This is a genomic window from Enorma timonensis (genome assembly GCF_000321165.1).
In the GTDB taxonomy this organism is placed as follows: domain Bacteria; phylum Actinomycetota; class Coriobacteriia; order Coriobacteriales; family Coriobacteriaceae; genus Enorma.
The window spans coordinates 155,278-164,443 of sequence record NZ_CAPF01000014.1 but is presented as its reverse complement, the minus strand read 5'-3'; the positions used below and the strand labels follow the sequence as shown (position 1 = coordinate 164,443).

The window sequence follows — 9,166 nt, the reverse complement described above, 5'->3', positions numbered from 1 at the left end:
GCGGCAGGTACCCCGTACGTGGGGGAAGCCCTGCCGGTCGCACGGGCTCGCTCCCGCCGCGCGGCGGGCGTCCGGCAGGATCGGGTCGCGTGCCGCCCCGAGACCCGCGTCGCCGCGGCGGAGCGCCGTCCGGCAGGAACGGTGGCACCGACCCCCGCGTCCTCATCGTCGGCCTCGTCATCATCATCCTGCTTCTCATCGTGATCGTCCTGTTGCTGCTGCGCGGGTGCGCGCCGGCGGCGTCAACCGATTCCGACGAGCCGGCTACCACGACCGTCACGACCCAGCAGGCGACGACGGGAGCGGACGACGATGCCACGGCCGCGACGACGAACGCCGCCACGAGCCCGGCGACGACCGCGACCACGCCCGCCGTCCCCGATGAGACGGTCGTGGGCGTGAGCGTGGCCGACGGCGGCACCTCGTGGGTCGAGATCAAGCTCGACGGCGTCTCCGTCTTCGCGGACAACGTAATCGGCCCCTTCGAGAAGGAATACACGGTGGAGGAATCCATCGAGATCACGGTGAGCAGCCCGGCCGATGTGAGCGTGACCGAGAACGGCGAGACCGTGGGCTGGGACACGAAGACGGCCGGCGTCGCCAAGGTCACGATCACCGCCCCGCAGCCCGCCACGCCCGCAAGCGACGCGTCCGCCGCCACGGATGAGGACGCCGCGTCCGCCGCAGCATAACGACCCGCATACCCAGACCTAGGAGGTACCCATGGCCAAGGAATCGAGCTTCGACGTCGTCTCGCAGGTTGACATGCAGGAGGTCGACAACGCCTACCAGCAGACCGCGCGCGAGATCTCGCAGCGCTACGACCTGAAGGATTCCGGCTCCACCATCGACCTGTCCAAGGGCGACCGCACCATCACCATCGTGGCGCCCGCCGACTTCGTCTCGAAGCAGATCACCGATGTGCTCAACTCGAAGCTCATCAAGCGCGGTATCGACATCAAGGCTGTCCGCTGGGATGCGCCCCAGGCCGCGTCCGGCGGGAGCGTCCGCGTGGTGGGTCGCATCATCGACGGCATCGACCAGGAGACGGCCAAGAAGATCAACCGCGACGTCAAGGCGCTCAAGCTCAAGTGCAAGATCACGATCGAGTCCGACAAGCTGCGCGTGACGTCCGCCTCGAAGGACACCCTGCAGGAGGTCATCGGCTTCTTGCGCGACCAGGACTACGGCCAGCCGCTGCAGTTCACGAACTACCGATAGCGAGCCTTGCGCCCGGTGCGGGCGAAGATGAGGATGGAGACCATGGCAGAAGAGATGCGCGATGCGCTCGGCGCGGTGTACTACGTCACGCTCGGGTGCGCGAAGAACGAGGTGGACACCGACCGCATGCGGTCGCTTCTCCGCTCGGCTGGCTACGAGGAGGCGTTCGACACCGGTGATGCGGACATCGCGCTCGTGAACACCTGCTCCTTCCTCGCCTCGGCGACGGAGGAGAGCATCGAGGCCACGCTCGCGCTCGCCGAGGAGTCCGCCGACGGCGTACGCTCCCTGCCCATCGTGATGTGCGGGTGCGTCCCCTCCCGTTACGGCGACGACCTCCCGCCCGAGCTGCCCGAGGTGGCAGCCTTCGTCAAGACCGACGAGGAGGACGCGATCGTCTCGGTCGTGGACGGCGTCCTCGGCGTCGAGCGCGCCACGCCGCCTTTCGTGCCGGATGTGAAGCGCACGGTCGAGGGCTCCGTGGCCTACGTGAAGATCTCCGACGGCTGCGACCGCTTCTGCAGCTTCTGTGCGATCCCCTACATCCGCGGCCGGTATCGCAGCCGCGCTTGGGAGGACATTCGCTCCGAGGTAGTCGACCTGGTGGGGGAGGGCGTCCGCGAGATCGTGCTCATCGGCCAGGACACGGGCATCTGGGGCGAGGACTTCGCCGAAGACGTCGCCGGTCCGCGCACGCTCGCGCAGCTGCTCGTCGCCGTCGCGGAGGCGGTGCGCCCCGAGCGCGTCTGGGTGCGCGTGCTGTACCTGCAGCCCGAGGGCATGACCGACGAGCTCATCGCCGCGATCCGAGACACGCCCGAGGTCGTCCCCTATATCGACATCCCCGTGCAGCACTGCTCGGCCCGCGTGCTCAAGGCCATGAACCGCACCGGGTCGGAGGAGGAGCTCGACGCGCTCTTCGCGCGCCTGCGCCGTGAGATCCCCGGCATGATCCTGCGCACGACCTACCTCGTGGGCTTCCCGGGTGAGACCTTCGAGGAGCATGAGCGCATGCTCGCCTTCATGGATCGCAACGGCTTCGACTACACGAGCGTCTTCGCGTTCTCGCCAGAGGACGGCACGCGCGCGGCGAAGATGGACGGGCAGCTCGACGATGACGAGAAGCTCGAGCGCACCCAGGCCGCCCAGGACCTCGCCGAGGCCCTTGGTTTCGCCGCGACCGCCGCGCACGTTGGCGAGCGCGCCGAGGTGATCGTCGACGGCATCGAGGAGACCGACGAGGGCGTCGAGCTCATCGGCCATGCCTGGTTCCAGGCGCCCGATTCGGACGGCGCCGTCCATCTCGATGCGACCGAGGCGACCGTTGGTGATATCGTAGAGGTCGAATTCACAGACAGTTTCTGCTACGAGCTCGTCGGGCACGTGGTGGGATAGCGAGGGGAACATGGAATCGAAGACCACCGCGCCGCAGGCGGACCAAGCGGGCATCTGGACGCCGGCGAACATCGTCACCTGCGTGCGCATCGCGTTCATCCCGGTGTTCATGGTGCTCGCGAAGCTCTCCTGCGTGCAGGCGGGCGCCGTGTACCTGCAGGCGCCCGCGATCGCCGCGTTCGCGCTCTACGTGCTCTTGAGCTTGACCGATAAGCTCGACGGGTACCTCGCCCGCTCGCGCGGCCAGATCACGGATTTCGGCAAGTTCCTCGACCCCATCGCCGACAAGCTCCTCGTCTTCTCGGCGCTCCTCGTCCTGCTCGAGCAGGGCTTGGTGAGCGTGTGGTTCGTGTTCATCATCCTGCTCCGCGAGTTCCTCGTGAGCGCGCTGCGCATGGTGGCGGGCGCCAAGGGCATCGTCATCGCCGCGGACACGCTCGGAAAATGGAAGACCGCGGTGACCATGGTGTCGCTGTGCGGCTACTTCCTGGCGATCGCGTTCGCCGCCTCGGGCGGGGTGTACGTCGCGGCATGGATCCTCATCGCGGCGCAGGTGCTCATGGTCGTCGCGGTGGTTCTGACGGTCGTCTCCGGTATCCAGTATTTCTGGAACGGCCGGGACGTCATCTTCTCGTAAAGGGGCGCACATGTCCGATCTTGAAGCCAGGGCAGAGGAGCGTGCGCGCGAGCTCGTCGAGCGCTGCACGGCGCGCGGGGTGACCGTCGCCACGGCGGAATCGTGCACCGCGGGCATGGTGGCCTCGACCATCGCCGACATCCCCGGTGCGTCGTCGGTGCTGCGTGGCGGGGCCGTGACCTACGTCGACGAGGTGAAGCACGAGCTCATCGGCGTTGCCACCGAGACGCTCGAGCGGTTCACCGCCGTGTCGGATGTGTGCGCCGCCGAGATGGCGCAGGGTGCGCGCGAGCGCTTCAAGGTGACGTGCGCGGTGAGCACGACGGGCTATGCGGGGCCGGACGGCGGTACCGCGGACGATCCGGTGGGCACCGTGTACTTCGGCCTCGCGACGCCCGACGGGGTGCGCACCGACCGCCGGTGCTTCGAGGGCGGTCGCCAGGATGTGCGCCGCGCCGCGTGCTGCCACGCGCTCGAGTTGCTGCTCGACGCGATCGGATAAGGCGGTCGCTGTTTTGCGTGCGCATCGGGGAGCGCTTCGGCCTCTTGTCGGCCTCGCCTGCCGTGCATGATGTGCTTGCGCTGGAGATTTCGCCCGGGTGGTTCGCACTGGTATGGGTTCCTTGACGCGATAAGGCTCCGTTTGCCCAGGATCGTGCCGGTGTGCCAGCCCCGTGCAAGGTTCGGGCAAGGTTGGTGCAAGGCTTGTGCCAGGTTCCTGTCAGGTCGCCTGTGTATGATGCACGTAATCCGCTTGACGGCGAACAGCTGTTCGCGTATGATGGCAGCGGCAACCTAAGAGGAGGATTCCATGGCGAAGAGCTCAGGCCCGGTCAAAACCATCCACGAACGCACCTATGGCGAGGAGCGCGATAAGATGATCGACGCCACGAAGGCGGAGATCGAGAAGAAGTTCGGCACCGGGTCCATCATGCGGTTCGGTGACGGCGGCCCGGAGATGGAGATCGAGGCCATCCCCACCGGCGCGCTCTCCCTCGATGCCGCGCTCGGCATCGGCGGCGTCCCGCGCGGGCGCATCATCGAGATCTACGGCCCCGAGTCCTCGGGCAAGACCACGCTCTCGCTTGAGATCCTTGCCGAGGCCCAGGCTGCGGGCGGCGTCGTGGCGTTCATCGACGCAGAGCACGCGCTCGACCCCGCCTACGCCGCGCGCATCGGCGTCGACATCGACGAGGTGCTCATCTCTCAGCCCGATACGGGCGAGCAGGCGCTCGAGATCTGCGACATGCTCGTGCGCTCCGGTGCCATCGATGCCGTCGTGATCGACTCCGTCGCCGCGCTCGTCCCGCGCGCCGAGATCGAGGGCGAGATCGGCGATTCCTCCGTCGGCCTGCAGGCGCGCCTCATGAGCCAGGCGCTCCGCAAGCTCGCGGGCTCGCTCGCGAAGTCGAACACCACCTGCATCTTCATCAACCAGCTGCGCGAGAAGATCGGCGTCATGTTCGGCAACCCCGAGACCACGACGGGCGGCCGCGCGCTCAAGTTCTTCTCGTCGGTCCGCATCGAGATCCGCCGCATCGAGAGCATCAAGGTCAAGGATGACATCGTCGGCAACCGCGTGCGCTGCAAGGTCGTCAAGAACAAGGTCGCGGCGCCGTTCAAGACCGCTGAGTTCGACATCATGTACGGCACGGGCATCTCGAAGGAGGGCTCGATTCTGGACATGGGCGTGGACTACGGTATCGTCACGAAGTCCGGTGCCTGGTATACGTACGATTCGGAGCGCTTGGGCCAGGGCCGCGAGGCGGCGAAGGAATTCCTCAAGATCCATCCCGAGCTGAGCGACGAGATCGAGCACAAGGTGCGCATCGCATGCGGCCTCGACTTTTCCGACGAGTCCACGGGGGATGCCGTGATCGTCGACGAGGACATTGACGCGGCCGATACCGCGTCCGCGCGTAGCTGAGCCTGTTAGACATGGAACAGCCCGTCTCGGACATCGCGTTCCATTTCCCCGATCGCCGCGAGATAGCAGCGGCCGCGTCGAGCGGTAGGGGTCGTCCACGCGCCCAGGTGATCTTTCATCTTGAAGGTGAAGGGGGGCGCGAACCCGAGCAGCGCGTGCACTGGGTACCCGCGCGCGTCGCCAGAAGCTTTGAACACGACCACCCCGAGCCCCCCTGTCCGTATCGGGAGGCTCGGGAGGCGCTCGAGACCCGCGAGAACAAGCTCTGCCTTGCCGCCCTCACCGAGATGCTCGGTCGGCGCGACTACGGCGCGGAGGAGGCGCGGCGCAAGCTACGCCACGCGGGCTTTCGCGCCTCCGCGATCGATCACGCCCTCGAGCGCGCCCAGGAGCTTCGCTTCCTCGATGAGGAGCGCTTCCTCGTGTCCTATATCGAGGAGCGCCTGCGCAGGGGGTGGGGGAGGCTCAAGATCGAGGCAGACCTTCGCCAGCGCGGCTCGGACCCCCATATGCTCCCGGGGTATCCCGATCGCTTCTTCTCGGCCGAAGACGATCTCGAGCGGGCCTGCGCGGCGCTTGCGCGCAAAGCCGTTCCCGAGCGGAATGCCTTCGAGCGGCTCGTCCGCCATCTCATGGGCAAAGGGTTCCCGTATCGCATAGCCGCGCAGGCAGTTCGCATACGCCTCGATGAGGAGGAATCTGCGTGAGGCGCCGTGTGATCCTTGCGTAAACGCCCCGCGCGCCGATCGCGTCAATTGACAGGTTCTACATAAATTCGTAGGATGAACTTGTCATTTGTCTTGCGATGCACACTCATCTTCGATGAGATGCCGTGTTGATAGCATAACTTCATATTGGGTGTTCAGACCTTGCAAATGTCAGGGGCGCTACACGCGCCCCGCAATCATGATGAATGCAATGTATAGAGGAGTTTGGCATGGAGATCGTTATCGGCATCATCGGCGGCCTCGTGGTGGGCGCCATCATTGCCGTGCTCGCCATGCGCAACGCGAAGAACGGGAGCCTCCGCGAGGCCGACTCGAAGATCGAGTCGGCGCGCCTTGAGGCGGACCAGATGATCGGCGATGCGCAGCGCACGGCAGAGACGCTCAAAAAGGAAGCGCTGCTCGAGGCAAAGGAAGAGATCATCCAGAACAAGCAGGCGGCCGAGGCGGAGGAGAAGCAGCGCAAGCGCGAGCTCCGCACCCTCGAGAACCGCATCATGCAGCGCGAGGAGTCGCTCGACCGTCGCAACGACGCCCTCGACAAGCGCGAGCACCAGCTCTCGAGCCAGGCGGGCCAGGTCGAGAAGCGCAGCCGCGAGCTCGACGAGCTCATCGGCAAGCAGACCAAGGAGCTCGAGCGCATCTCCGAGCTCACGCGTGACGACGCTCATCGCGAGCTGCTCGACAAGGTGCGCGGTGAGGTGACCCACGAGGCCGCCACGATCATCCGCGACTCCGAGCAGCGCGTGAAGGCCGAGTGCCAGAAGACGGCGCAGCGGATCCTCTCCACGGCCATCCAGCGCTGCGCGGCGGATCACACCGCCGAGGTCACTGTCACCTCGGTGCACATCCCCTCGGACGACCTCAAGGGCCGCATCATCGGTCGCGAGGGCCGCAACATCCGCACGTTCGAGCAGGTGTCCGGCGTGAACCTCGTCATCGACGACACGCCCGAGACCGTCGTGCTCTCGAGCTTCGATCCCGTGCGCCGCGAGACCGCCCGCGTCGCCCTGGAGAACCTCATCGCCGACGGCCGCATCCATCCCGCCCGCATCGAGGAGATGTACAAGAAGGCCTCCGAGCTCGTGCAGCAGCGCGTGCGCGAGGCCGGCGAGCAGGCCGCCTTCGATACCGGCTTCCATGACCTGCATCCCGAGCTCGTGAAGACGCTCGGCGCCCTGCGCTACCGCACCTCGTTCGGCCAGAACGTCCTCAACCACTCCGTCGAGGTCGCCGAGCTCGCCGGCATCATGGCCTCCGAGCTCGGGCTCGATCCCGTGCCCGCCCGCCGTGCCGGCCTCCTGCACGACCTCGGCAAGGCGATCGACCATGAGGTCGACGGCCCGCATGCCGTGATCGGCGCGGACCTCGCCCGCCGCTACGGCGAGAAGCCCGAGATTGTCCACGCCATCGAGGCGCACCACACCGATGTCGAGCCTAACACGGTCCTCGACATGCTCGTCATGGCGGCCGACGCCATCTCGGCCTCGCGTCCCGGCGCGCGCCGCGAGTCCTTCGAGAACTACGTCAAACGCCTCGAGCAGCTCGAGGCCATCGCGAACGCCCACGAGGGCGTGGAGCGCACCTTCGCCATGCAGGCGGGGCGCGAGGTCCACGTCATGGTGCAGCCCGAGAAGATCTCCGACGCCGAGGCCACCGTGCTCGCGCACGACATCGCCCATCAGATCGAGGAAGAGATGGAATACCCCGGTCAGGTGCGCGTCGTCGTGATCCGCGAGAGCCGCGCCGTCGATATCGCGAAGTAGCAGCGTCCTATGGCGGAGCAAGACAATCTCATCTCGTTCATCGCCTCGATGACCGGCGAGGGGAACCTCCGGGTGGAGGAGAACCTCGGTGAGGGCTATGTCCGCCTGCGCGTGGCCGAGGCCGAGCGCAGGCAGGCAAAGCATGATATCCAGCATGTCGAGGACATCGTGATCGAGATGCTGCGCAACGCCCGCGACGCACATGCCACGGCGCTCTATGTCGCCACCGTGAAAGAGGGGGGTCAGCGCACCCTCCTCTTTCTTGATAACGGCTGCGGCATCCCGCGCGATATGCATGAGCGGATCTTCGACGCCCGCGTGACCTCGAAGCTCGAATCCATGAAGATGGACCGCTGGGGTGTCCACGGCCGCGGCATGGCGCTCTACTCCATCCGCGAGAATACGCAGGAGGCCTGCGTCATGACCTCCGCGCCCGGTCTGGGCTCCGCGTTCCGCGTCCTCGTCGACACGAGCGAGCTGCCCGAGCGCGCCGACCAGTCTACCTGGCCGCAGGCGGCGCGCGACGAGGAGCGCAAGTGGGCCTGCGTGAAGGGGCCGCACAACATCATCCGCACCGTCTGCGAGTTCGCCCTCGAGGAGGAGCCGGGCTGCGAGGTGTACCTTGGGAGCCCTGCGGAGATCGCCGCGACGCTCTATTCCCATGCGTCGGGATTGCTCGACACCCAGCAGCTGCTCTTCGTGGATTCCGAGTCGTCGCTGCCCGTCGTCTCACGGCTTGCGTTCGCTGCCGATGCCGCGGATTTCATGCGCATCGCCGCCACGCTCGGCATCCAGATCTCGGAGCGCACGGCGCACCGGATCCTGAGCGGATCCATCAAGCCCGTCCGCAGCGTCTCTTCCCGGCTGCTTCGCCGCCGGAAGCCCCAGACAGCCCCCGCGACCGTCGATCTCAGCCGTGACCGCCGCGGCCTCAAGATCGCCCCGGACGACCTCGGGTCGTTCTCGCGCGCACTCGAGCGCGATTTCGGGGACCTCGCCGAGCGCTACTACCTCACGCTGTCCGCCGATCCCAAGATCCGCGTCGGACGCGATGCGATCACCGTGACCTTCCCGATCCAAAACGCCGAATAAGCTGGATAGCTGCTTGCTGCACATACGCCGATACGGTAAAGTCAATTTGCTGCACATTTGTACCATACACGCAGGAGAACCATGGAATATCTCAAAGTCTCGAGCAAGTCTTCGCCCGCTTCCGTCGCGGGCGCCATCGCCGGCATGGTGAAGGACGGGGTTCCCGTCAACATGCAGTGCGTGGGCGCCGGCGCGGTCAACCAGGCCATCAAGGCGATGGCCATCGCGCGCGGGTTTCTCATCCCCACGGGGTTCGATATCTCCTGCTCTCCCACGTTCTCGGACATCCTCATCAACGGTGAGTCGCGCACGGCGATCCGCCTTGCGGTGCTCGTGCATGCCATCTCGGTGAACAGCATGGATGTTCCCGAGTATTCCGGACACACGGTGGCGGTGCGATAAC

At 66.4% G+C, this 9,166-nt stretch carries 9 protein-coding genes and 1 pseudogene; all 10 read left to right on the top strand.

Annotated elements, in window-relative coordinates:
• Positions 1 to 692, top strand: a pseudogene (locus BN423_RS01975) (hypothetical protein); the annotation flags it as partial.
• A gap of 31 nt (positions 693 to 723) precedes the next feature.
• Positions 724 to 1,221: a YajQ family cyclic di-GMP-binding protein gene (locus BN423_RS01970; protein WP_019238603.1), complete on the top strand. Its 498-nt coding sequence runs from the start codon at positions 724 to 726 to the stop codon at positions 1,219 to 1,221.
• Positions 1,222 to 1,263: 42 nt separating this feature from the next.
• Positions 1,264 to 2,616 (top strand): 30S ribosomal protein S12 methylthiotransferase RimO, encoded by a 1,353-nt coding sequence (gene rimO, locus BN423_RS01965; RefSeq protein WP_019238602.1) that lies wholly within the window; start codon positions 1,264 to 1,266, stop codon positions 2,614 to 2,616.
• 10 nt (positions 2,617 to 2,626) lie between these two features.
• Positions 2,627 to 3,253, top strand: coding sequence for a CDP-diacylglycerol--glycerol-3-phosphate 3-phosphatidyltransferase (pgsA, locus tag BN423_RS01960; RefSeq protein ID WP_019238601.1), 627 nt, complete (start codon positions 2,627 to 2,629; stop codon positions 3,251 to 3,253).
• A 10-nt stretch (positions 3,254 to 3,263) separates the two neighbouring features.
• On the top strand, positions 3,264 to 3,755 hold the full coding sequence (locus tag BN423_RS01955; RefSeq protein ID WP_019238600.1) for a CinA family protein: 492 nt from the start codon (positions 3,264 to 3,266) through the stop codon (positions 3,753 to 3,755).
• Positions 3,756 to 4,064: 309 nt separating this feature from the next.
• Entirely contained in the window at positions 4,065 to 5,180 is a 1,116-nt protein-coding gene (recA, locus tag BN423_RS01950) for a recombinase RecA (protein ID WP_019238599.1), read from the top strand.
• An 11-nt stretch (positions 5,181 to 5,191) separates the two neighbouring features.
• A complete protein-coding gene (locus BN423_RS01940) occupies positions 5,192 to 5,887 on the top strand; it encodes a regulatory protein RecX (protein WP_232385467.1) in 696 nt (231 codons plus the stop codon).
• A gap of 230 nt (positions 5,888 to 6,117) precedes the next feature.
• Positions 6,118 to 7,671, top strand: coding sequence for a ribonuclease Y (gene rny / locus BN423_RS01935; protein WP_019238596.1), 1,554 nt, complete (start codon positions 6,118 to 6,120; stop codon positions 7,669 to 7,671).
• 9 nt (positions 7,672 to 7,680) lie between these two features.
• On the top strand, positions 7,681 to 8,763 hold the full coding sequence (locus BN423_RS01930; protein WP_019238595.1) for an ATP-binding protein: 1,083 nt from the start codon (positions 7,681 to 7,683) through the stop codon (positions 8,761 to 8,763).
• Between the two features lie 81 nt (positions 8,764 to 8,844).
• Complete coding sequence (locus tag BN423_RS01925) at positions 8,845 to 9,165, top strand: stage V sporulation protein S (protein WP_019238594.1); 321 nt, start codon at positions 8,845 to 8,847, stop codon at positions 9,163 to 9,165.
• The last annotated feature ends 1 nt before the right edge of the window (position 9,166 follow it).